The sequence below is a fragment of the Flavobacterium sp. C4GT6 genome, assembly GCF_036347315.1.
GTDB lineage: Bacteria > Bacteroidota > Bacteroidia > Flavobacteriales > Flavobacteriaceae > Flavobacterium.
In genome coordinates, this window is sequence record NZ_JAZGZU010000005.1 from 84,998 (window position 1) to 108,534 (window position 23,537).

Here is a 23,537-nt window from a genome sequence, read left to right on the forward strand (position 1 = left end):
TTTGTTATTGTACCATGTTTACGAGTCGTATAAACTCGGCTTTATAGCCATCAGTATCGTTTTTAATACCTTCTTTAGCGAGTTTCTTAATCTTTTTAGACGATTTACTTGGTATAAGCTCAGAGTCCCTTAGCTTAAGCCCAAACCATGCTACTGATGCGGCAAACTTAAAGTCGGCCGAAGCCTCATCAAGTTCAACAGGTTTGTTTTCTATAACCAGTTCTGTTTCGGTACTCTTATTACCATCAGGCTTTTTGTGTCTTAGCTTAACTGTTGCCAGTTCGTCTTTATATTTGTTTTTCTCTTTTGCCTGTTGGGTATACTTCAGTTTTGTATCAGGGGTAAAGTAATCACTTTCCACACCAACCGGGATTATTTCATATAACGCCGTTACAGTATGCCCGCTACCCAGTTCGCCGGCATCTATAGCATCATTTTCAAAATCCTGATCCCTTAATTTACGGTTTTCATAACCTATAAGCCTGTACGACTGTACATGATTAGGATTAAATTCAATTTGTATTTTAACATCCTTAGCTATAGCATACATAGAGCCTTTAAATTCTTTTTGAAGAAAACGATCGGCTTCCTGCATGTTGTCTATATAGGCATAGTTGCCGTTGCCCTTGTCTGCCAGGATTTCCATTTTAGAATCCTTGTAGTTACCCATTCCATAACCAAGGCAGGTAAGGAATACGCCACTTTGCCTTTTTTCTTCAATTAGGGTTTGCATATCCCTGTCGGAAGAGTCACCTACGTTAAAATCGCCATCGGTAGCCAGTATTACACGGTTATTTCCGCCTTTAATAAAGTTTTCCTGTGCTGTTTTGTAAGCCAGTTCAATACCTTCACCGCCTGCTGTACTGCCACCTGCCGATAGCTCATCAAGGGCATCAATTATTTTTGTTTTTTCACTTCCGTTGGTTGAAGGTAATACCAGTCCGGCAGCACCTGCATATACCACAATTGCAATTTTATCTTCACGTCGCATTTGGTTAACCAACAGCTTCATTGACTGTTTAAGCAATGGTAACTTATTGTCGTCACTCATAGAGCCGCTTACATCTATTAGGAATACAAAGTTAGAAGCCGGCAGTTCGTCCATTGGTATCTCTTTACCTTTTAATCCTATTTTAAGGAGTTTGTGGTCAGGATTCCAAGGGGCATCACTATACTCTGTATTGATAGAGAATGGCTCTTTGCCTTTAGGCTGAGGGTAATCATACTTAAAGAAGTTTATCATTTCCTCAACACGAACCGCATCTTTAGGTACTTTTTGCCTGTTATTTAAAAAGCGTCTTATATTGGTATAAGAAGCATTATCAACATCAATAGAGAAAGTAGAAAGCGGATTTGTAGTAGGGTTCTCAAACTGATTTTCCTCAAACATATTATAGCTCTCGCGGTCTACCTGTATTTTAGACGGATCTATAGGTTCGTTTTCCTCTTCGTCTTCTTCAATAATTTCGCGGGCATATTCTCCCTGTTTTGTTTTGATAACCACAACACCATTACTGCCTCTCATACCGTATAACGAAGTTGCACCGGCATCTTTTATAACCCTAATGTTAGCCACATCGTTTACATTCATGTTTTTTACGGTTTCCTCATCTACCGGCATGCCGTCAAGGATGTAAAGAGGGGTACTGTTTCCGCGGGTTGTAACAACACCCTGTAACAATGCTCTTTTCTCTGAATCCGACTGATTGTCTAAAGCGGCTGTGTTTAGGTTAAGGGTAGTGCCTTTGGTGGTGGTTATAACAATTACGCCATTAGCTCCCCTGTTACCGTAAATTGAGGTTGCCGCAGCATCTTTAAGTACTTGAGCACTGGTAATATCATTTTGATTGAGATTTCTAAAAGTAGCTTCATCAACCGGTACTCCATCTACAATGAAAAGAGGTTCTGCATTACCGCTTATTGTGCCAATGCCTCTAAGTACAATTGTACTATTTGCGGAAGGATCTCCTTCTGTAGCTGTGTTTAGTCCGGCGATTTCTTCCTGTAGTGATTGTATTACAGATGTATTGGCTCTGTCTTCAAGAGGTTCAATACCTTTGTCAAGTTCACCTTTTGGAGCGCTTACATAACTAGTAGTCTGCTTGTCGCCATCCCTCGATTTACGTTTTGCAAAAGCAATAGTGGCTTCCTGTTCTGCGCGTTTTTTACGTCTTTTTTCTTTTGTTCTTTTTTGTGTTCCGTATCCAGTAACAACAACTTCTTCCAATGCTTCATTGTCCTTGTTATCTATATACTCACCTTCTATTGTGGTGGCTACTGCCATTGCAGATTTATACACTGTTACAGAGCGGTACACATCTTTAACAACTTCATTAAGCTGTATACCTTCGCTTAACTGTATATTTACTTCTTTATTGTTCTCATTAACAGCTACAGTTTGGCTGTTGTATCCAATAAACGCGAAGTCTAAAGTGTCTCCAGCTTTAGCAACAATAGTGTATTTACCGTCTAAATCGGTTTGAACTACCTGATTAGTACCTTTTATATACACATTTACAGAAGGAAGCGGTCCCGTTTCATCGCTTACAATTCCCGTTATAGTGTCTTTGCCAAAATAAAGGCTGTTAAGATGAGTGTACTTATCTTTAGCGGGAACTATAAATTCATTCAGGTTTTCGTTTTCAGTATCCTGTAGGGCTACGTTACTATAGGCGGTGGCAGAAGAAGTGTCAATATACATTACTGTATGTCCTACTACGACTTTCTTACTGGGTACAATTTTTACTTTATCTGTCCTAAATTCATAGTCTGGGCTCTCATTGTTCTTACCTGTTGTAAAGGAGGTATTATCTGTATATACAACATCATCTTTTTTAGGTGTTGTTTCTCCCTTATCAGTTTTAGAGTTCCAAACTATTACTTTTTTCGTTACAGGGTCAAAGTGTATGGAGTCGGCTTCTATTGTATAAGTTGTATTGTTTCCTTCCCCTACAACCACTTCAATTTTTTGAGTATCCCTTACTGTTGTTGGGTTAAATGTTTCCTCTACTTTATTGTGGTCTATAGTGGTAACCTGTGTTTCGGGGTTTAGTTCGGGTTCTATAGGGTTAGCGTGTTTCTTAAAGAACTGCCCGCCTATTGCTAATAATATTAGCAACATGGCAGCAATCCCGCCATATCTCCAAAAAACAAGGCCTCTTCGTTTCTTTTTGTGGTCTAGTTTTTCTTCAACTCTGTCCCATATTGCTTCCATTCGGTCAAAGCCTTTGTTCTCGACTTTTCCGGCAGCGTTTTTAAACTGATTATCTAATTTATTTTGATTTTCCATAGCTGTTTTCATTTTGATAATAAACACTGTTTATTAAATCTTTTAATTTACTGCGGGAGACATTTAATTGTGATTTCGAAGTCCCTTCTGTAATATTCAGCATTGCAGCTATTTCTTTATGAGAGTAACCTTCTATGGCAAAAAGGTTAAATACCGTACGGCAACCTTCAGGAATGTAGTCAAGCAATTTGAGCAGGTCTTCCTCTTCGAGACTGGCCGGTTCGTTTTGCGAAGGCTCTGCCGATGTGCTCATGTCTTCAATATAAATATTAAAGTTTACCTTCCTTTTTAATGTTAAAAGACACTGGTTTATGGCTATACGCCTAGCCCAGGCCTCAAAAGCCTTAACTTCTTTTAACTGATTGAGTTTTGTGAAAATGGTATAAAAGGCATCGGCCACTGCCTCTTCTATTTCCTCTTCGCTCTTTAAGTACCTTTTGCAGGTGTGGTATAGCTTGGGCGCCATAAGTTCATACACCTGCCTTTGGGCATTTCGGTGCATGTTCCTGCATGCTGTTATGAGTTTTTCGTCTATCACAATATGTCTCTTTGTTTATATAGAGCAGAAAAAACAGTTAAAGGTTGGGAGAGGGGGTAATTTTTTGTTTAAGGTTTCAAGTTTCATGTTGTAGTTAAACACGTAACTAATAACACTTAACGCAAAACTATTTATCAATAGTAAGTTTATATATGTCAGATTCGGTTGCATCACTATCGGTGTCTTCACACAAAAGGAATTCCAGTGATTTGCCATTGTCCTTGTATAGAGTAATACCCTCAAACTTATTTTTGTTTGATATTATTTGGGTAAACTCAACCTCTACAGTCTCGATATCTATACAGCCTATAAGAGATCCTGCCACTTCACCATCAAGATATGTGGAGTCTGATTTTTCGGCAGCAGCAATAAAGTACAGTTTATCACCTACTTTAACGGCATCGGTAAAACTGGCCTGAGCACCGTTTATTTTTGGCAGTGTAATAGGGTTGTATATAATCTGGAAATAAATTTCGTTAATATTACCGTCCAGTGTAAACAGACCGTTTTGCTGTGCAGGTCCGTTACCACGCTGAAACAGGTACCATAATGTTCCGTCGTTAACCGCAGCTTCTATATTGAAGTCTTCGGGGCTTATCTCTCCAAAACTCTGCATGCCAAGGTAAAGGTCGGTCAAATCGGTAGGAGTCTGTGTGGTTTTAGTTTTAAAGTTGTAATGAGCCAGGTTGTTTCGGTTTTCCTTTAGTCCAGACCCCGAACCAAATATATATAAGGTGTTGTCAAGTTTAGTGATAGCTTCAAAGTCCTGCTTGTCTTTTTTAGGGATGTTTTCAAGCGGACCCGTATAAGTACTGTCGGCAAGCGATACCTTGCTAGTGGTCTCGTCGGTCATGTTGTATTCATACAGCATATTGCTGTTGTCTGAAATAAGGAATAGCGAATTGTCGTTAAAAAGCAACCCTGATGCAGAGCCTATTCCTATGATGTGTAACAGCAGTTCCAGCTTAAATTTTTGCATAAACTTGTGTTTTTGTTGTAAACGTGTTGTTTTTTAATTTCTTACATTTATAAAGATAAATATTTCTTCGCATGGATATCAATACCGATGATTTTAAAGTAACCGAAGCTTTTTCCATAAGCAAAGCGCCTACAAAGATAGAACTGGAACTCACAGCTAAAAAGAAAATAAAGAAAATTGAGAAAACCAGTAAAAAGTTAGGTAAGCTTCAGGATAAGATGTATGCCAATAACCGCTATAGTGTTTTGATATGCCTACAGGGTATGGATACCGCGGGTAAAGATAGCCTTATACGTGAGGTGTTTAAAAACTTTAATGCCAGAGGGGTGGTGGTGCATAGCTTTAAAACGCCAACATCAAACGAATTGAAGCATGATTATTTGTGGAGGCATTATATTGCCCTGCCACAAAGAGGAAAGTTTGCCGTTTTTAACCGTTCGCATTATGAGAACGTACTGGTAACCCGTGTGCATCCCAATTATATATTAAACGAAAACCTTCCCGGAGTGGATAAAGAGGAAGATATAACCGATGCCTTTTGGGAAAGTCGTTTTGAACAGATTAATAACTTTGAGCAGCATTTAGCCGAAAACGGAACCATAGTGCTTAAATTTTTCCTGCACTTAGGGAAAGAGGAGCAAAGGCAAAGGTTGTTACGTAGGCTGGAAAAGGAAGATCATCTGTGGAAATTTTCTGCCGGAGACCTAAACGAAAGGGGATTGTGGGATACTTATCAAACCTATTATGAGGAAGCGATAAGTAAAACCAGTAAGCCTTATGCGCCGTGGTTTGCCATTCCTGCGGATGATAAAGAAACTGCGAGGCTACTTGTAGCTAAAACAATACTTAACGAACTTAAAAAATACGATTTTAAGGAGCCTGAGGTAAGTGATGATGTACTGGATAATATTGCCTTGTACAGGGTGCAGTTACTTAACGAAAAGCCTTAAAAACATTAAAGCCTGTAACTTTTACATTACAGGCTTTAATTTGGTCTACTTAGGTTATTTATTAATTATTTTGGTGTTTCAAAGTTTAAATCCGTAGGCTACTCTAAAGGCAATCTGGTCGGCATGAAAATCATTCATTCCTTCATAGCGCAGGCTAAGGTCAATAAAACTGTTAGCATACCCTATACCCGGCGACCATAAAAAGGTGGTTTCGTTGTAATTGTTTGTTACAGCAAATCCGGCACCTGCCTCACCTAATACATAAAATCGGTCGCCCCAAACAAAGGCTTTAAAACCGGCTTTAGCAGGAATAAATCCAAGATCTTTTATTTCATCCTTTCCAAAAAGATGCGTGTAACCCGTTGTAAGGGTTAGAGAGGTTTTTTGAGAAAGGTCATACTGTAACCTTGCATCGCCTCCCAAGGCAAAATTGAAATAATCTCCGGTTACTGCCCCGGCGTTAAGACCAAATCCTAAACGGAATCCCTGGTCGTAATTAGTGTTCTCATTTACCTGTTGTGCATGGCTCATTCCTGTAATTAGCAGAATAACAGCCATTAAAAAATGTTTCTTCAACTTCATATATCAATTTGTTATGATTATGAAGTAAAATTAACTTTTCAAATATAAAAATATTTTTAATATAAGGTTAAAAACTGTTATTATTTTTAGTTTTTTAACTTTAAATTGGTTTTATGTTGGTTTTTAGTGTATTAGGTGTTCTTCTTACTTTTGCAGAAAATTTGAAGCGGTGAACTTAGCGCAATACACAAAGGAATTCTCTTATAACATAAGGCTGGCCTATCCGGTAATACTGGGTATGCTGGGACATACCATTACAGGTATTATAGATAATATAATGGTAGGACAGCTCGGTGCTGCCGAACTCGCTGCTGCCTCACTGGGTAACAGTATGGTGTTTGTGGCTATGTCTGTAGGGATTGGGTTCTCTACAGCAATTACACCTATTATTGCAGAAGGTGATGCCGAAAAAGATACTGCTAAGGTAAGGACAGTTTTTCATCACGGGCTGTTTTTATGTACCATGCTTGGAATAATGCTGTTTGCTGTGGTATGGTTTGCTAAACCGCTTATGCATTTAATGGGACAGCCGGATGAGGTGGTTACTCTTGCAGCTCCTTATGTGGACTGGGTAGCTTTCTCATTACTGCCTATGGTTATATTCCAGGGATACAAACAGTTTGCCGACGGACTTTCGCTTACAAAATATGCCATGTATGCCGTTATAGCCTCAAACATTATTAATGTGGTGGTAAACTACCTGCTTATATATGGTATTTGGATATTCCCTAAAATGGGTATTATAGGTGCGGCACTGGGTACTGTGGTTTCAAGGATATTTATGCTTATTTATATGCATATAAGTCTGTATAAAAACGCCAAACTGCAAACCTATTTGAAAGGTTTTACTTTTAAGGAAATTACAAAGCCTATACTAAAAAAGATTACCTCGCTTGGAGTACCGTCGTCTATGCAAATGTTGTTTGAAGTAGCCTTGTTTACGGGTGCTGTGTGGCTTTCGGGCTCTATTGGGGCAAACAGTCAGGCAGCAAACCAAATTGCGCTGAGCCTTGCTTCCATGACATTTATGTTTGCTATGGGGCTTAGTGTTACAGCCATGATTAGGGTAGGGAACCAAAAAGGACTTCAGGATTATAAAAAGTTACAACTTGTGGCGCGTTCCATATTCCTGCTGGCTATTATACTGGAAATAGTGTTCGCATTATTCTTTGTACTGTTTCATGACTACTTGCCAATGTTCTTCCTTAATATGAAGAACCCCGAACTGGCGCTTGAAAACAGTGAGGTTATAAGTATTGCTTCTACCTTATTACTGGTGGCTGCCGTTTTCCAGATTACCGATGGTATTCAGGTAGTGGTGCTTGGAGCACTCCGCGGACTACAGGATGTAAAGATACCTACCTATATTACCTTTGTAGCCTACTGGGTTATTGGTTTCCCGGTGTCTTATTATTTAGGGTTACATACGCCTTTAAAAGCGACCGGAATATGGATAGGACTGTTAGCAGGATTAACAGCTGCCGCAATATTTTTGTATATTCGCTTTCACGTACTTACCAAAAGGCTTATTGCTAATGCTGTTAGCAAAGCCGAAGTGGTGTAAAACGATTTATTGTAAGACTTATATTTTATAAACTATACTATGGAACTACCTAAATTTTTATTGGGAGATAATACCGATCATCCGGAAGATATTTACATTATTCACCTTGACTATCCTCGATTCATTATCAATTTGAAAGATGATGAGGTAGAGTTCCTGGAAGAACCGGAAGATTTAGACGAAAACGAACTGAATAGTGAAATGGAAGGCCTTATTGAAATGGCTAACAATTTTTACGACAGGGAAATGGAACGTTACGAAAACGAATAGGTAACTTTATTTACCGAAATATTTTTCCAACAATATATGAGCGGCTGCAAACGGTGACATTTCATTGTTTTGTACCGCTTTTTTGTTTTGGCTAAGCAGTTCGGCAATATCGGGTCTGTTGTAAAAACGGTTTTTAAGCTGTTCGTTTATAGTTTCGGTAAGCCAGTGGCTGTTTTGTTCGCTGCGTCTGTCTTCAAAGTAGTTGTTCTCTTTAGTAAGGGAAAAATACTCATTCATTATTTGCCAAACATCATCTATGCCATCGTGGGTAACGGCACTACAGGTACTCACCTTTGGCTGCCATCCTGATGTTTTTGCAGGGAACAGGTGTAAAGCTCTGTTGAATTCCGTTTTTGCCAGTTTTGCTTTTTTGATATTATCACCATCGGCTTTATTGATTACAATCAAATCTGCCATTTCCATAATACCGCGTTTAATGCCCTGAAGCTCATCTCCTGCTCCGGCAATTTTAAGCAGCAGGAAAAAATCAACCATGCTGTGTACGGCAGTTTCACTTTGTCCAACGCCTACGGTTTCTATTATTATAGTGTCAAATCCACATGCTTCACAAAGTATAATGGCTTCGCGGGTTTTGCGTGCTACACCACCCAGTGTATCACCCGATGCTGACGGACGTATATAGGCGTTTTCGTCTTTCACTAGCTCTTCCATGCGGGTTTTATCGCCCAGTATACTACCGTGTGATAACGAACTGCTGGGGTCTACAGCGAGTACGGCAACCTTGTGTTCCTGTGAAGTTAGGTGTTTACCAAAAGCTTCTATAAATGTACTTTTCCCTACACCTGGTACTCCCGTAATCCCTATTCTAACCGACTTATTTGCATGTGGAAGACAGGTAGCAATAACCTCATTAGCTTTTTCAAGATGCGACGGGTTAGTACTTTCTATAAGTGTAATGGCACGGCTAAGCGCAATTTTATCTCCGTTAAGTATACCGTCAGACAGTTCTTTGGCAGAAGGTTGTTTTCTCCTAAGATTGGTAATATGTTCAATGGAAGATTTACTGATGCTTTCCGGCTGGTTAACACCTTCTTTTTCGTGCAGGGCAGTTTTATGGGCTTTCGGGTTATTCACGTGTAATTTCTTAGTAGGGTAAAATTACGTTTTTTTAAATTTATTACTGAAGAATGTCTTTAAAAATGTATTTTTGATTAAAACCAATCTTCAAATAATGTCACAAACTAAGCAATTAATTTTACTATTTGATTCTCTTGAGAAAAGAGAATTTGATAAGATAATTAAAATTTATCTTAACAAAGAGTATGGCTATGAATCTATCATTTTTACTGATGGTAAAAATGATTCTGGAATTGATATAAAAGTTTTTGATTTTAAGAGTCAAAAGATTCAGTATCAGTTAACTACTCAGAAATCATCTTCTAAATCTGATAAAAATAGTTTTGAAAAGAAATTGATTGAAGATTTAATTAAGGCAAAGAAGAATGTAGACGAACATGGATACAAGGATAAATTAATTTTTTTTTACTCTAAACCGCTAACTAATGAAAGAATAAATAATTATGTGAAGTTAGCTTTTAAAGAATATGATATTCATTTAGAAATTATTGAAAGTAATAGGCTTGCGCAAGAATGTGAGAATATAATTGAGATTCAAGAAGAATTGTATAAAATTAATGAGTTAGATAAGTTTAAGGTAAGTAGTACTCACTTTGAAAATACACTTTTTTATGATCTATTGTCGTTTGGTCGGCCTACTGAATTTAAAACTCAAGTTATTGAGTCTTTTGTATTGCAGTTGTTTTATTCTGAAGAAAAAATCACTAAAGATTTTATTATAAAATCTTGTGAAGAAAAATTTGAGGTTATAGAAAACGATGTGTTTTATGATAGACTATTGAATAGGTTCTTGACAGATAAAAAAATAATAAAGCATAAACCCGATCAATCTTATTCATTGACAGCTCATGAAAAAGAAAATCTAAAGATAAAGAATGAACAATTTGGCTTAGATAAAACACTTTTTGTTAATGACATTGGAAAGATTTTAGAGAATCACGGTCAAGAGTTATTAATAGATGAGTATATAGTAAAACTTAAAGAGCTGTATGTAGAGAATTTTAATACTGATTTAAAAGATGTATTGTCTAATGAAACAGAGTTCCATATAACAAGTATTTTTAAACCGTTTATATCATTTGTTGAAAATAATGTTAGAGATAAATCTAAAGCAAAAAATATTACTATTGAACTATTGAATTACTGTTTATCAAATAAGTTTATACAAAAATTAGCAGCAACTAAAGTTTATAGTAGTAAAATAGATAATACGAGGCTCCAAAATTATATTAATAAACGTAAGAAATTATTTGTTGATACTTCCGTTGGTTTATTTAGTCTTTGTTTGTACTATAAACCAACCACTGATTTCGATAACTATTTCTTTAAAGCAACCAAGTCTTTAATTGATTATGCCAGAAAAGAAAAAATAATGTTATATATATCGGAAAGATATATTTGGGAAATGCAAAATCATTTGCGAGACGCATTTAGACTTATACCTTTTTCTCAGATAGAAAACTTTTCAGTTTTAGGCTCTTCACGTAATGTTTTTTATAATTTTTATAATTTTTTAGTAAAATCAGCAGAAATAGACTCGGATAAAAGTTTTGCGGATTTTTTAAACGATTTTGGTTTTTCTGAAGGTGGTAGTAATGATTCTTTTAACTCTATAATTGAACATTCATTATCCCAAGTAAATATTCTTAAGCAAGAATTTATTAAAGATTATAAGATAGATGAAGCTAATAGATTGTTTGATGAGGCTATGAGGAAGTATTTTAAAACGAAAACAAATTTTGGTAGAAATTGTGATAGTATAATGTTGGAGTTTTTGGCAGATAAAGATGTGAGTATACATCCAGTCGAGCCTGTATTCCTAACATGGGATAAAACTTTTTTTGAAGCACATGGAAAATATTTGCAAAAGTTTCCAAATTCTCAGAATTGGATGATTTTAACTCCTAATAAGATAGTTGACATTTACGCTCTTTTAAAGTTCTCAATTACTTCAGAAACTATAACAGAGAACTTGTTAGCACTTATAAGTGATGATATAATTTCTAATACACATACTTTAGTCGATACATTAACATTTATTTTAAATCCAAATGATGAAGTAGGTTTGGAATATACATCTAGGCTAGCTGGCATTCGTGACAAAGAAATTAATCAGATACATAATGCTGAATTAACTCCTCCAGAAAATTTTGAAGGTCAAGCGGTAATAGACAATATTTTTCTTAATCTAACTAATTATTTTAAAGATGATTCTCTAAAGATAAATGAATTTAGAGCTTTATTTACTAAGAAAGAATTGATAGATGAAATTATGGAACTTTTAGTTAATGCAATAGGTGAATTTTATAAGGATAAAAGCATAAGTGATTCTCTGTATAAAGATTTTGAAAAATTAATTGAAAGGAATCAAGAAAAGGAAATTTAAGGATAATAACTATTATCCTTAAATTTATTATTAATAAGCTGCGGTAAAACGTTGCTGGTGGTGTTTTGGGTTTTCTGCTTCATCGGCAATAACAACAGCAACATCTTCACCTGAAAGGATGCTTCTTTTTTCGTCGTTAAATACAGGGTTATCTAGTCCTAAGCGGTAGTTGCCTGTACGACCTGTATCAATACCCTGATGCATCTCTATAGCAGGACTAAAGAAAGCCCAGTCAAGTTCTTTTTCGTCTCTAAGTATATTAAGATAGTCTCTTGCAGCAGTAGCGCCTGCTTTGTAGTCTTCAGGGAACTCGGGAGTATCTACAAGCTGTAGGTTAGGAGTTATGTAAAGGCTTCCTGCACCACCAATAGTAATGAATCTTTTCACGCCCGATTTCTTAACTGCTTCCTGTATAGACTGTGATCCTTTAATAAAATCATCATAAATGTTTGGGTTAGTCCATCCCGGGTTGTATGCGTTTACAACAGCATCGCTTCCTTTTAATGCTTCGGCAAGAGCTTCGGTATCAAAAATGTCTGTTTTTTTCCAGGTAACACCGGCAGTGTCTTCTTTTGGGTTACGTACAATGGCAGTTACTTCGTGATTTCTTGAAGTGAACTCTTTTACCAGATTAGAGCCTAAAAATCCGGTGGCTCCGATAATTGCTATTTTCATAATTTTATATGTAATTAAAATTGTTACAGTTTAGGGTAAAAAAAATCAGAACTTATCAGTGAATTCCATAAGGCTGATGTCTTTTAACTGAGCGCTGATTTTATTGTTTATATCATTATATAATGCATCCAGATTTTGGTTTATTTTTTTACCTACAGGGCAGGCAGGGTTAGGATCATTTTTAGCATAGCCAAGACTTACCTTTTGAAAGGTCATTTTAAAAATGTCATCAAGGGTAATGTCCTTAACTGATTTTGCCAAACGTGTACCACCGTTTTTTCCCTCACGGCTTTCTACCATATTATGTTTTTTCAGGTTGGCAATTTCTTTTCGTACCAATACAGGATTAATATTCATGCTGCCTGCCAAAAACTCTGATGAAAGGTATTCATCGGGAAATTTGGAAAGAAGTGTGAGTATATGTAATGTTATGGCAAACTTACCTGAAATCATACTGTAATAAAATATGTTACAAATGTACGACATTATTTGAAATAAACATAATTGAATGTTTTTATTTAAAAATTAGGTAAAAAAAAATTAAAGTTTATATTTGCTTTTAGCATATTCTAAAAACACTGCCACCTATAAGAATGAAAGGAATACAAAGAATCGCCCCGGTTTTTGTATCCGAATTCCGTTTTGGTTTTCCGGATATCACCTTACAAATTGTTCTAATTATTAGTTTTTACATGATTGTAAGTTTCCTCGGAGATTCTGTTGTTTTTCAGTGGTCAGGATTTATATTTTCCTTTTTTACAGTACTACTTTCGGTATTGTGTTTCGGGAATATATCTCCCCAAAAAATAAACATTTCTCATTTAAGTAATACCGATTGTAATGGGTAATGTTATATTGATTTTTATATGTCTGATGTTAGGGGTAGTGCTGCAAAAAATTAAGGTATTCCCTAAAAACGGATATGTAACATTAAACCAGTTTGTAATTTATATCTCACTGCCGGCATTATCACTTTACTTTATACCTAAGGTAGTGATGCGTAGTGAACTGCTGTTTCCTTTATGTACTTCGTGGATAGGGTTTATTCTTGCTTATGTATTTTTTACCTTATTAGGCAGATGGCTGGGCTGGTCTAAAAAACTAATAGGCTGCCTTATCCTTACGGGAGGACTTGGTAACACAGCATTTATCGGATTTCCTGTGGTGGAGGCACTTTTTGGTAAGCAGGGACTCAAAACAGCTATAGTGCTTGATCAGGCGGGGACCTTTGTGGTAATGGCAACACTGGGGATACTGGTTGCAACTACACATTCTGTCAGTTTGAAAGACAGCGGAACAAGTGTGATTTTAAAACGGGTTTTTACATTTCCGCCGTTTATCGCCTTCCTAATAGGTGCTGTAATGAATGTTAGCGGATTTGATTTTACGAAAGATATTCAGGAAGTTATTATGAATATATGCCGTACTACTGCACCTGTGGCATTGGTTGCTGTAGGGATGCAGTTAAAAATTGACAGAAAAAGCAAATATTGGAATTCACTATACATCGGATTGTTTTTTAAACTAATTTTGATGCCGGCTATAATATTTACCCTTTATAAAGTAATACTTGGGGGTAAAGGCCTTGAAACCAATGTCTCTTTAATAGAGGCTTCCATGGGCCCCATGGTAACCGCGGCAGTGTTGGCATCGGCATATGGTTTAAAGCCTAAACTTGCCGGTATGATGATAGGGGTAGGAATTCCTGTTTCTTTTATAACACTGGACTTTTGGTATTGGTTAATACTGAATTACTAATTTCTAGTCCGTTGTTTTTTTATGGATAATGTTCTGACAGAGAAGCAAAAAGAAATTGCTTCTAAAACCGTTTATTCAATTCTCTTTTCCATAAGTTTTGCCCATTTGTTAAACGATTTACTACAATCGGTTATTCCGGCCTCCTACCCTATACTTAAAGAAAATTACAATCTTAACTTTACTCAGGTAGGGCTTATTACCTTTTCCTATCAGGTAGCAGCGTCTATACTACAGCCTTTTGTAGGCTTTTTTACCGATAAAAACCCTAAGCCATTCTCTAAGGTTATAGGTATGTTGTTTACCCTTTCGGGTATCATCACGCTTTCTTATGCGGGGTCTTTCCCTGTTATATTACTTTCGGTAATTATGGTAGGTATTGGTTCGTCCATATTCCATCCTGAAGCATCGAGGGTGGCTTATTTGGCATCGGGAGGCAAAAGAGGACTGGCACAATCCATTTTCCAGATAGGGGGTAATACAGGTACGGCAATTGGTCCGTTATTAATAGCATGGGTAGTAGTGCCAAACGGACAGCGTTACATTGTTTGGTTTTCTATTGTAGCTATATTGGCTATTATGGTGCTAAGCCATATTGGGAGGTGGTATCAGGAGCATTTAAACCTTACTGCACGAAAGAAAAAAATAGAGCAACTGCCAGATTTGACACAAACTCAGGTGGTGGTTTCGGTGGTTATATTGTTGGTACTTATATTTTCCAAATACTTTTATGTGGCGAGTATTTCCAGCTACTTTACCTTTTACCTAATGGATAAGTTTTACCTTTCGGTACAGGATGCACAGTTTTACCTGTTTATGTTCCTTATATCGGTAGCTGCCGGTACACTGCTTGGCGGACCATTGGGAGATAAGTTTGGGCGTAAATATGTAATATGGTTCTCTGTACTGGGTGCAGCTCCGTTTACGTTACTGTTACCATTTACTAATTTGTTTTGGACAGCCATACTTATAGTGATTATAGGTGTTATAATATCATCTGCTTTCCCGGCAATATTAGTATATGCGCAGGAACTACTCCCTAAAAAACTGGGAATGGTGTCGGGACTTTTTTATGGTTTTGCCTTTGGTATGGGTGGACTGGGTTCTGCCTTACTGGGTTATCTTGCCGATAAAACCAGTATTGAATATGTATATAACATTTGTGCTTTCCTGCCGTTAATAGGTGTTATAGCTTATTTCCTACCGAATCTGAAAAAGAAATAAATAAAATCAGTTATAATTTTAACAAGATCTGGTGATATTGTTTTATTATCGGCTTTTTGTTCTTTTTTGTAGTATTTTAACTAAGTTTATGAAATCCATCTAAACTCAAAACAATATGTCTGCAATAAAGTTAAAGTCAGGCCTTGTGCTTAAAGCATTAAGGGCTGTAAGACTGGTAATTTTTGAAATTATCGGCAGTAAATATCTCCCCAAAAAAACGCCCGCTATGGTACCTATACCTGTAGCAAATAAAAAATTTCCCCCACAATGTACAAAGTAACTCCCCACTTAACATTTAAAGGAATTTTTCATTATGTGGATTTTTGATACAACAAGAGATAAAAGATTATACAATTTCGTTCTTTTTTTAATCAGGATTACAATAGCCCTTTTTATGCTTACGCACGGGCTTAAAAAAATAGATTTACTGCTTAGTAATGAACCTATACAGTTTGCCGATCCCTTTGGTATAGGTGCAACCGCTTCACTTATGCTAACTGTATTTGCAGAGGTGGTGTGTTCTGCACTATTAATATTAGGTTTGGCTACCAGGCTGGCGGTATTACCGCTAATAATAACTATGGTAGTGGCAGTGTTTATGATTCATGGTTCTGATGGTTTTGAACGACAGGAGCTGGGAAGCATATACTTAATGGTTTACGTGTTGTTGCTTATTACAGGTAGCGGTAAATATTCGTTAGACCATTTGATATGCAGGAAGAAAAGGAAGATGTTTTATTAGTACTTTTATATTTTTCAGGCTGGTTTTTTATAGTATTTTTGATGTAAACTTACATTAATACTATGATGACTAAGCCACTAACACAAGAAATGATTGCCTCACTTGAAACCATAGTAGGGCAGTCATTTCTTTTTTTAGATACAGATACCAGAAACCATTACGGACATGATGAAACCGAGGATTATGTTTTTCCACCCTCGGTTGTACTAAAACCGGGCAGTACCCAAGAGGTGGCTGCTATAATGAAGTTGGCAAACGAGTATGGTGTTCCTGTAGTGCCTATTGGCGGACGTACAGGTCTTAGTGGAGGGGCGCTTAGTATACATGAGGGTATTGGTCTTTCTATGGAGCGTTTCAATAAGATTGAGATTGATGAGAAAAACCTTCAGGCAATTGTTGAGCCTGCTGTAATTACTCAGGTTTTTAGGGAAGCAGCTAAGGAGAAAAGGCTTTTTTATCCGCCCGATCCAAGTAGTCAGGGGAGTTGTACCATAGGGGGGAACGTAGCTGAGAATGCAGGAGGTGCCCGAGCTGTTAAATATGGTGTTACTAAAGACTATGTGCTTAACCTTGAAGTGGTATTGCCTAATGGCGAAATTATATGGACAGGAGCCAATACACTTAAAAACTCAACCGGATATAATTTAACTCAACTTATGGTGGGTAGTGAAGGTACACTTGGTATCATTACTAAAATTGTGATGAAGTTGTTGCCTGATAATTCACATAATATATTAATGTTAGTGCCTTTCTTTAAGGCAGGGCAGGCTTGTGAGGCTGTGGCACAAATATTCAGGGCCGGGGTAGTGCCCAGTGCGCTGGAGTTTATGGAGCGTGATGCGATTGACTGGACGCTTAAATATGTAGATGGTGTGAGTCTTGATATAAAAGATGAGGTTGAAGCCCATTTGCTTATTGAGGTAGATGGTAATTATCCTGATGTACTTTTTGCTGAAGCCGAAAAGATAACTCAAGTGATGGAACAGTTTGATATTGACGAGATTTTATTTGCCGATAGCGAAGACCAGAAAAATGCACTTTGGAAGCTCCGCAGGGCTGTAGGGGAGGCTGTAAAATCAAATTCGGTTTACAAGGAGGAAGATACAGTGGTACCACGATATGAACTTCCTACACTTTTGGAAGGAATAAAAACAATAGGTAAAAAGTATGGTTTCCATTCGGTTTGCTATGGTCACGCCGGAGACGGTAATCTGCACGTAAATATCATAAAAGGTGATATGACCGATGAGAACTGGAAAACGGAAGTGCCTAAAGGTATACGTGAGATTTTTGAACTAACAGTATCATTAAAGGGAACGCTTTCGGGTGAACACGGTATTGGCTACGTACAGAAAAACTATATGGATATTGCTTTTAACGATACCCAGCTTCAATTAATGAAAAGCATTAAAAAGATATTTGACCCAAATAACGTACTGAATCCGGGTAAGGTGCTTCCAGATAATTTGGTTTAATTACTTTTTGGATAGCAATTTTCCTGCAATCTTAGCAATAGAGAGTCCCTGTACTAAAATAGAGAATACCACTACAAAGTAGGTAATGGCAATTATATCATTTTTATAGGGTACGTCATCTATTGATAAGGCCAGTGCTATAGATACCCCGCCTCTTAGTCCGCCCCATACCAGTATTTTTATGGTACTGGAGTTGAATTTCTTTTTGAAGGGAACTATGAGTGTAGGCAGCCATATAGATACATAGCGAGCCAGTAATACAACAACGACACAGGTAAGTCCCGGTAGCCAGTAACTATTGATGTTATTTACCATGAGTAGGTTGAAACCTATAAAAAGAAATAGCACGGCATTGAGTATTTCGTCGTTAAGTTCCCAAAACTTCTCGAGATAATCTTTTGTTTCTGCTGACATCGTCGATTTCTTTTTGAAGTTACCTATAATTAAACCGGCAAATACCATGGTAAGAGGACCCGAAATATGCATTGCCGAAGCAATTAAATAACCTCCCATAACAACAGCCAGTGTTATTAATACGGTCACTTTATAGTCATCAATTTTTCGTATAGCAGTTGCAGCAACTACACCTAACAGCACACCAAGTAAAAAGCCACCGCCTGCTTCTCTTAAAAATAACCAAACCACATTAAAAACGGTAGGAGTGTATTCGTTATCCTGAGCAATGTTAAGTATAACGGCAAAAGCAACAATTGCCATACCATCGTTAAAAAGAGATTCCCCGGCGATTTTTGTCTCGAGTGATTTACGCACTTTAACTTCCTTTAATATACTTAGTACTGCTACAGGATCTGTAGGGGATATTAGCGCCCCAAAAAGCAGGCAGTACATGTATGGAATGTTAAGGTGTAAAAAAGGTGTAAGGTAATAAAGGAATGTACCTACGGCAAACGTTGATATTACAACACTTACGGTTGAGAATATAATTATAGGGAGTCGCTGTTCCCTAAGGTCTTTTAAGTTAATGTGAATAGCCCCCGCAAAAAGCATGAAGTTAAGCATGGCTCCCATTAGGAGCTCGGTAAAATCAAACTGGGAGATAAGTGATGATATTCTGTGTAACGTATCGGGAACTACATGACCAAAGACGACCAAAAATATGGATACGGCCATTGCTATAACCATGATGCCAATAGTGGAAGGTAGTTTAAGGAAGCGTACATTAAAATAGGCAAAAAAAGATGCTAATACTATCAGTACAGAGAGAGAATAGTATAATTCCATAGGTATTTAAAAATATAAGAGTAATAAATGCGGGTTTTCCAAAAATACAGAAATCCAGATGATTTACCTATTCTTTTTAAAACACAAGAGTCTTTTTAATTAAAGAGCTTTTGTGTTGATTTTTTTAAAGCTTTGGCATTCTGCGAAAAACCGGAAAAGACTGTGAACAATAAAAAGAAGGTAATTAGGCGTTTTTTCAGGGTTGTTTGATTTTAGATAAAGATAAAAGGTTTCCTTTAAATAGCAGGTATAAAAAATCCCGCCTGTAAAGGCGGGATTTTTATTTATAGAGCTGAATATAATTACTCGTTTACTACAACCCATTCACCGGTTGAAATAAGGCTTTCAGCCTTTTTGAATTTCATGGTTTCGGTTTTACCGCTCATAACATGTTTAATAGTAACATTATCATTACGGTTAATTTTTGGAGTATCCCTTACAATGGTTTCAGTAACTTGAGGACGGCTTTGGCTTTGTTGTGACACCTGGCGTGCTTTTTCGGCCATTTCCTCAGTATTTAAAACTTCTTCCTTAGTCTCAGTATACTCTTCTTTTTGCTGGGCCTGTTGTCCCGCATCCTGAATTTGCTGAGCATTTTGAGATGGAAGCTCTCCTTTAAACAGGAACGAGATTACATCTTTATTAATACCGTCTACCGTCTTTTTAAACAGTTCGAATGCTTCAAACTTATAGATAAGCAGAGGATCTTTTTGCTCGTGTACTGCAAGCTGTACCGATTGTTTCAGCTCATCCATTTTGCGAAGGTGTTTCTTCCATGCCTCATCAACAATAGCAAGGGTGATATTCTTCTCAAAATCAGTGATAAGTGATTTACCTTCACTTTGGTAAGCTTTTTCAAGGTTAGTAACCACATTAAGTGATTTCACACCATCGGTAAACGGTACTACAATACGCTCATACTGTCCCTGATTATTTTCGTAAACGTTTTTGATTACGATAAATGCCTCGGCAGCAGTACGCTCCGTTTTATCATGATAGGCCTGGCTTACAACTTTGTAAACTTTACCTGCAATTTCTATAGGGTTTAGTTTACCAAATTCGGCTTCGCTAATAGGAGAACTAATAGCAAAGTTACGGATAAGCTCAAACTCAAAGTTTTTAAAGTCGTTTGTGGCTTTGTTGTTTTCGGCAATAACCTCAGCAGTATCATACATCATGTTGGCGATATCTACTTTAAGACGTTCCCCGAATAATGCGTGCTTTCTTCGTTTGTAAACTACCTCACGCTGTGCATTCATAACGTCATCATATTCAAGAAGACGCTTACGTACACCAAAGTTGTTTTCTTCTACTTTTTTCTGTGCACGCTCAATAGACTTAGTCATCATAGAGTGCTGGATAACCTCACCCTCTTTAAGTCCCATTCTGTCCATTATCTTAGCAACTCTTTCAGAACCGAATAAACGCATAAGGTTGTCTTCAAGAGATACATAGAACTGAGAACTTCCCGGGTCTCCCTGACGACCGGCACGACCACGAAGCTGTCTGTCCACACGTCTTGAATCGTGACGCTCTGTACCAATGATTGCTAAACCTCCTGCAGCCTTAACCTCTGGGGTAAGTTTAATATCGGTACCACGACCCGCCATGTTTGTAGCTATGGTTACAATACCAGGTTTACCTGCTTCGGCAACAATTTCTGCCTCTTTTTTGTGAAGTTTCGCATTAAGTACGTTGTGCGGTACATTTCTCATTTTAAGCATACGGCTTAATAACTCTGAAATATCTACCGATGTTGTACCGATAAGCACTGGTCTTCCTGCCTGAGAAAGTTCTGTTACATCTTCAATAACAGCGTTGAATTTCTCACGCATTGTACGGTATATAAGATCGTGTTTATCTTTACGTGCAATTGGCCTGTTGGTTGGAATTTCAACAACATCCAATTTATAAATTTCCCAAAACTCACCTGCTTCTGTAACAGCTGTACCTGTCATACCACCCAGTTTGTTATACATCCTGAAGTAGTTTTGCAGGGTAATGGTAGCAAAGGTTTGAGTAGCAGCTTCAATTTTAACGTTCTCTTTTGCCTCAATCGCCTGGTGTAAACCGTCTGAATAACGTCTACCATCCATAATACGACCTGTTTGCTCGTCTACAATCATGATTTTGTTGTCCATGATTACATACTCAACATCTTTTTCAAACAGGGTATAGGCTTTTAAAAGCTGAGTAAGGGTGTGGATACGCTCACTCTTAATAGAGAAGTCTTTAAATAAAACTTCTTTCTCTTCTGCCTCTTCTTCTTTACTTAATTTTTTCTTTTCAATGTTGGCAATTTCAGTACCAATATCCGGAAGTACAAAGAAATCATTGTCGGTATCCTGAGAAAGGAACTGAATACCGTTATCGGTAAGTTCTACCTGATTGTTTTTCTCTTCGATTACAAAGTAAAGAGCCTCATCAATTTTATGCATTTCACGGTTGTTGTCCTGCATATAGTGATTTTCGGTTTTTTGAAGCAGTTGCTTCACACCTTCTTCACTCAAAAATTTGATAAGTGCTTTATTTTTAGGTAAACCACGATGTGCTCTTAATAAAAGGAAACCACCTTCTTTAGTATTACCTTCTTTGATTAGTTTTTTAGCCTCTGCAAGTACACCGTTAATAAGTGTTCTCTGCATGTTGTAAAGGTTGTCTACCTTTGGTTTAAGTTCGTTGAACTCATGACGGTCTCCCTGCGGAATAGGACCTGATATGATAAGCGGCGTACGGGCGTCGTCAATCAATACCGAGTCAACCTCATCGACAATCGCATAGTTATGCTTTCTTTGTACAAGGTCGCTAGGAGCGTGAGCCATGTTATCCCTTAGGTAGTCAAAACCAAATTCGTTGTTTGTACCATAAGTAATATCTGCAGCATAGGCTTTTCTTCTGGCATCAGAGTTAGGCTGGTGGTTGTCAATACAGTCAACCGTCATGCCGTGGAACTCAAATAAAGGAGCTTTCCATGTACTATCCCTTCGTGCAAGGTAGTCGTTCACTGTTACAAGGTGAACACCGTTTCCTGTAAGGGCGTTAAGGTAAAGTGGCAGGGTAGCCACAAGGGTTTTACCTTCACCCGTTTGCATCTCGGCAATTTTACCCTGGTGAAGTACTACACCACCAATAAGCTGAACGTCGTAGTGAATCATGTCCCAGGTAATTTCCTTACCTGCGGCATTCCACGTGTTAGCCCACGAGGCGTTATCGCCCTCAATAGTAATGTATGGTTTAGTTGCAGAAAGTTCGATATCTTTTGGAGTAGCCTTAACCGTAACAGAGCTGTTCTCTTTAAATCGGCGGGCTGTTTCCTTCACTACCGCAAATGCTTCCGGTAGTATATCCATTAATACTTTCTCGCTTATCTCATATGCTTCTTTTTCAAGAGCATCGATAGATGCATAAATATCTTCTCTTGCATCAATGTCTTCAGTTTGTTCAACTTCCTGCTGGTAAGACGCGATTTTAGCATCTTTATCAGCACGGGCATCACGTATCTTCTCCTTAAAGTAGATAGTTTTAGCTCTAAGCTCGTCGTTAGAAAGTTGCGCTAAAGCTTCTTCATAGGTTTTAACCTTATTGATTAAAGGCTGAATTGCCTTTATATCCTTTTGCGATTTATCACCTACAAAAGCTTTTAGAATGCTGTTTATTAAACTCATTATTATATAATTACTTTTGTTTGTTTTTTTCTGTTAGGTACAAATTTAACCAAAAAAAAAGCCTCATTGAAGAGACTTTTCAGTTGATTTTATTTTTCCTAATATTCATCCTCGTTCCAAAGATAGTCTTCGTCTGTAGGATAGTCAGGCCATATTTCTTCCATTGATTCGTAGATTTCTCCTTCATCCTCAATAGATTGTAGGTTTTCTACTACCTCAAGTGGTGCTCCTGTTCTGATGGCATAGTCAATCAGCTCATCTTTTGTAGCCGGCCATGGGGCATCACTCAAATAGGATGCTAGTTCTAATGTCCAATACATCTTATAAACGATTTAATTTTATGCAAAAATAAATTTTATACTGAAATAGTCAAGTAAAATTTTGTTTATTTTCTGTAAAAAGTTAAGAACGTTTTCCCGGTGCCCTATATACGGGGTTTACAGGCCGTTTAAGACTGCTTATATTCCCTGGTTTTACTGCTAATTGTAGGGGTTTGCCAACTAATACTTTTCCGGTATCCACTTCACTTCGTCAGCGTTCAAATCATGGGACAACTTTCGTGCCAACACAAAAAGGTAGTCAGAAAGTCGGTTTAAGTATGTCAAAACCCTCTCATCTGTAGGTTCAAGCTCGTGTAAATGTACCGATAAACGCTCTGCACGACGGCAAACACAACGTGCTATGTGACAATATGACACGGTTGTATGACCTCCCGGAAGCACAAAATGCGTCATAGGTGGTAATTCAGAATCCATAGCGTCAATCTCATTTTCAAGATATTGAATATTTTCTTCAGAGATTTTAGGGATATTAAGTCTTTCTTTTCCGTTTTTCAGGATTAGTTTTTCGGGGTCTGTTGCCAATATGGCACCCAAAGTAAACAGGCGGTCCTGAATGTGCTCCAGTACTTTTTTGTAATGCGGGTTCATGTCCTGATCACGGATAAGCCCAATGTGTGAGTTAAGTTCGTCTACCGTACCGTAGCTCTCTATGCGTATATGGTGTTTTGGTACACGTGTTCCGCCAAAAAGGGCAGTAGTACCTTTATCTCCTGTTTTAGTATATACTTTCATTTTGTAATGCTATTGAAAGATTGGAAATTT

General features: G+C 37.5%; 19 protein-coding genes and 1 pseudogene. 8 read left to right on the forward strand and 12 right to left on the reverse strand.

What is annotated here, in order from left to right; translation table 11 throughout:
- Window positions 1-4: 4 nt before the first annotated feature.
- From V3Z67_RS08055 to V3Z67_RS08065, 4 genes and pseudogenes are all read right to left on the reverse strand, one after another.
- A complete protein-coding gene (locus V3Z67_RS08055; protein ID WP_442902263.1) occupies window positions 5-2,284 on the reverse strand; it encodes a YfbK domain-containing protein in 2,280 nt (759 codons plus the stop codon).
- Between the two features lie 51 nt (window positions 2,285-2,335).
- Window positions 2,336-3,301: pseudogene (locus V3Z67_RS17455) on the reverse strand (carboxypeptidase-like regulatory domain-containing protein); the annotation flags it as partial.
- Complete coding sequence (locus V3Z67_RS08060; protein ID WP_035132371.1) at window positions 3,273-3,791, reverse strand: RNA polymerase sigma factor; 519 nt, start codon at window positions 3,789-3,791, stop codon at window positions 3,273-3,275. The gene V3Z67_RS08060 and the pseudogene V3Z67_RS17455, both read right to left, overlap by 29 nt.
- Before the next feature lie 163 nt (window positions 3,792-3,954).
- A complete protein-coding gene (locus tag V3Z67_RS08065; RefSeq protein ID WP_330442816.1) occupies window positions 3,955-4,806 on the reverse strand; it encodes a DUF6929 family protein in 852 nt (283 codons plus the stop codon).
- Window positions 4,807-4,877: 71 nt separating this feature from the next.
- Here V3Z67_RS08065 and V3Z67_RS08070 point away from each other — a divergent pair, with 71 nt between their 5' ends.
- A complete protein-coding gene (locus V3Z67_RS08070) occupies window positions 4,878-5,756 on the forward strand; it encodes a PPK2 family polyphosphate kinase (protein ID WP_330442817.1) in 879 nt (292 codons plus the stop codon).
- Between the two features lie 78 nt (window positions 5,757-5,834).
- Here V3Z67_RS08070 and V3Z67_RS08075 read toward each other — a convergent pair whose 3' ends face one another.
- Window positions 5,835-6,338: a hypothetical protein gene (locus V3Z67_RS08075; protein WP_330442818.1), complete on the reverse strand. Its 504-nt coding sequence runs from the start codon at window positions 6,336-6,338 to the stop codon at window positions 5,835-5,837.
- 169 nt (window positions 6,339-6,507) lie between these two features.
- Here V3Z67_RS08075 and V3Z67_RS08080 point away from each other — a divergent pair, with 169 nt between their 5' ends.
- A complete protein-coding gene (locus tag V3Z67_RS08080; RefSeq protein ID WP_330442819.1) occupies window positions 6,508-7,902 on the forward strand; it encodes an MATE family efflux transporter in 1,395 nt (464 codons plus the stop codon).
- 39 nt (window positions 7,903-7,941) lie between these two features.
- The gene (locus tag V3Z67_RS08085; RefSeq protein WP_035132380.1) at window positions 7,942-8,172 is read left to right on the forward strand and encodes a hypothetical protein; all 231 of its coding nucleotides are present in this window, start codon (window positions 7,942-7,944) and stop codon (window positions 8,170-8,172) included.
- A gap of 6 nt (window positions 8,173-8,178) precedes the next feature.
- Here V3Z67_RS08085 and meaB read toward each other — a convergent pair whose 3' ends face one another.
- Entirely contained in the window at window positions 8,179-9,267 is a 1,089-nt protein-coding gene (meaB, locus tag V3Z67_RS08090) for a methylmalonyl Co-A mutase-associated GTPase MeaB (protein WP_330442820.1), read from the reverse strand.
- A 97-nt stretch (window positions 9,268-9,364) separates the two neighbouring features.
- Between meaB and V3Z67_RS08095 the strand changes: the two genes are divergently transcribed.
- Window positions 9,365-11,656 (forward strand): hypothetical protein, encoded by a 2,292-nt coding sequence (locus tag V3Z67_RS08095; protein WP_330442821.1) that lies wholly within the window; start codon window positions 9,365-9,367, stop codon window positions 11,654-11,656.
- Window positions 11,657-11,686: 30 nt separating this feature from the next.
- Here V3Z67_RS08095 and V3Z67_RS08100 read toward each other — a convergent pair whose 3' ends face one another.
- Together V3Z67_RS08100 and V3Z67_RS08105 are read right to left on the reverse strand one after the other, a co-directional pair.
- Complete coding sequence (locus tag V3Z67_RS08100; protein ID WP_330442822.1) at window positions 11,687-12,331, reverse strand: NAD(P)-dependent oxidoreductase; 645 nt, start codon at window positions 12,329-12,331, stop codon at window positions 11,687-11,689.
- 45 nt (window positions 12,332-12,376) lie between these two features.
- On the reverse strand, window positions 12,377-12,784 hold the full coding sequence (locus V3Z67_RS08105; RefSeq protein WP_330442823.1) for an Rrf2 family transcriptional regulator: 408 nt from the start codon (window positions 12,782-12,784) through the stop codon (window positions 12,377-12,379).
- A gap of 387 nt (window positions 12,785-13,171) precedes the next feature.
- Between V3Z67_RS08105 and V3Z67_RS08110 the strand changes: the two genes are divergently transcribed.
- The 4 genes from V3Z67_RS08110 to V3Z67_RS08125 all read left to right on the forward strand — a co-directional run bounded on the left by V3Z67_RS08110 (window position 13,172) and on the right by V3Z67_RS08125 (window position 17,527).
- Complete coding sequence (locus V3Z67_RS08110) at window positions 13,172-14,089, forward strand: AEC family transporter (RefSeq protein ID WP_330442824.1); 918 nt, start codon at window positions 13,172-13,174, stop codon at window positions 14,087-14,089.
- A gap of 21 nt (window positions 14,090-14,110) precedes the next feature.
- Window positions 14,111-15,310 carry an MFS transporter gene (locus V3Z67_RS08115; protein ID WP_330442825.1) on the forward strand — a complete coding sequence of 400 codons (1,200 nt, stop codon included), beginning with the start codon at window positions 14,111-14,113 and terminating at the stop codon, window positions 15,308-15,310.
- Between the two features lie 313 nt (window positions 15,311-15,623).
- Window positions 15,624-16,052, forward strand: a complete 429-nt coding sequence (locus V3Z67_RS08120; RefSeq protein WP_330442826.1) for a DoxX family protein — start codon at window positions 15,624-15,626, stop codon at window positions 16,050-16,052.
- Between the two features lie 65 nt (window positions 16,053-16,117).
- Window positions 16,118-17,527, forward strand: coding sequence for an FAD-binding oxidoreductase (locus V3Z67_RS08125; protein ID WP_330442952.1), 1,410 nt, complete (start codon window positions 16,118-16,120; stop codon window positions 17,525-17,527).
- Here V3Z67_RS08125 and V3Z67_RS08130 read toward each other — a convergent pair whose 3' ends face one another.
- The 4 genes from V3Z67_RS08130 to V3Z67_RS08145 all read right to left on the reverse strand — a co-directional run bounded on the left by V3Z67_RS08130 (window position 17,528) and on the right by V3Z67_RS08145 (window position 23,507).
- Window positions 17,528-18,769: a cation:proton antiporter gene (locus V3Z67_RS08130; protein ID WP_330442827.1), complete on the reverse strand. Its 1,242-nt coding sequence runs from the start codon at window positions 18,767-18,769 to the stop codon at window positions 17,528-17,530.
- Window positions 18,770-19,071: 302 nt separating this feature from the next.
- Window positions 19,072-22,434, reverse strand: coding sequence for a preprotein translocase subunit SecA (secA, locus tag V3Z67_RS08135; RefSeq protein ID WP_330442828.1), 3,363 nt, complete (start codon window positions 22,432-22,434; stop codon window positions 19,072-19,074).
- 98 nt (window positions 22,435-22,532) lie between these two features.
- Window positions 22,533-22,754, reverse strand: a complete 222-nt coding sequence (locus V3Z67_RS08140; RefSeq protein ID WP_002986941.1) for a DUF2795 domain-containing protein — start codon at window positions 22,752-22,754, stop codon at window positions 22,533-22,535.
- Between the two features lie 180 nt (window positions 22,755-22,934).
- Window positions 22,935-23,507 (reverse strand): cob(I)yrinic acid a,c-diamide adenosyltransferase, encoded by a 573-nt coding sequence (locus tag V3Z67_RS08145; RefSeq protein ID WP_330442829.1) that lies wholly within the window; start codon window positions 23,505-23,507, stop codon window positions 22,935-22,937.
- Between the last annotated feature and the right edge of the window lie 30 nt (window positions 23,508-23,537).

Coding starts and splice junctions, on each gene's coding strand:
- V3Z67_RS08055 (WP_442902263.1), bottom strand. CDS start 2,284: ATGGCAGTAGCCACCACAATAGAAGGTGAGTATATAGATAACAAGGAC.
- V3Z67_RS08060 (WP_035132371.1), bottom strand. CDS start 3,791: ATGCACCGAAATGCCCAAAGGCAGGTGTATGAACTTATGGCGCCCAAG.
- V3Z67_RS08065 (WP_330442816.1), bottom strand. CDS start 4,806: ATGCAAAAATTTAAGCTGGAACTGCTGTTACACATCATAGGAATAGGC.
- V3Z67_RS08070 (WP_330442817.1), top strand. CDS start 4,878: ATGGATATCAATACCGATGATTTTAAAGTAACCGAAGCTTTTTCCATA.
- V3Z67_RS08075 (WP_330442818.1), bottom strand. CDS start 6,338: ATGAAGTTGAAGAAACATTTTTTAATGGCTGTTATTCTGCTAATTACA.
- V3Z67_RS08085 (WP_035132380.1), top strand. CDS start 7,942: ATGGAACTACCTAAATTTTTATTGGGAGATAATACCGATCATCCGGAA.
- V3Z67_RS08095 (WP_330442821.1), top strand. CDS start 9,365: ATGTCACAAACTAAGCAATTAATTTTACTATTTGATTCTCTTGAGAAA.
- V3Z67_RS08100 (WP_330442822.1), bottom strand. CDS start 12,331: ATGAAAATAGCAATTATCGGAGCCACCGGATTTTTAGGCTCTAATCTG.
- V3Z67_RS08105 (WP_330442823.1), bottom strand. CDS start 12,784: ATGATTTCAGGTAAGTTTGCCATAACATTACATATACTCACACTTCTT.
- V3Z67_RS08110 (WP_330442824.1), top strand. CDS start 13,172: ATGGGTAATGTTATATTGATTTTTATATGTCTGATGTTAGGGGTAGTG.
- V3Z67_RS08115 (WP_330442825.1), top strand. CDS start 14,111: ATGGATAATGTTCTGACAGAGAAGCAAAAAGAAATTGCTTCTAAAACC.
- V3Z67_RS08120 (WP_330442826.1), top strand. CDS start 15,624: ATGTGGATTTTTGATACAACAAGAGATAAAAGATTATACAATTTCGTT.
- V3Z67_RS08125 (WP_330442952.1), top strand. CDS start 16,118: ATGACTAAGCCACTAACACAAGAAATGATTGCCTCACTTGAAACCATA.
- V3Z67_RS08130 (WP_330442827.1), bottom strand. CDS start 18,769: ATGGAATTATACTATTCTCTCTCTGTACTGATAGTATTAGCATCTTTT.
- secA (WP_330442828.1), bottom strand. CDS start 22,434: ATGAGTTTAATAAACAGCATTCTAAAAGCTTTTGTAGGTGATAAATCG.
- V3Z67_RS08140 (WP_002986941.1), bottom strand. CDS start 22,754: ATGTATTGGACATTAGAACTAGCATCCTATTTGAGTGATGCCCCATGG.
- V3Z67_RS08145 (WP_330442829.1), bottom strand. CDS start 23,507: ATGAAAGTATATACTAAAACAGGAGATAAAGGTACTACTGCCCTTTTT.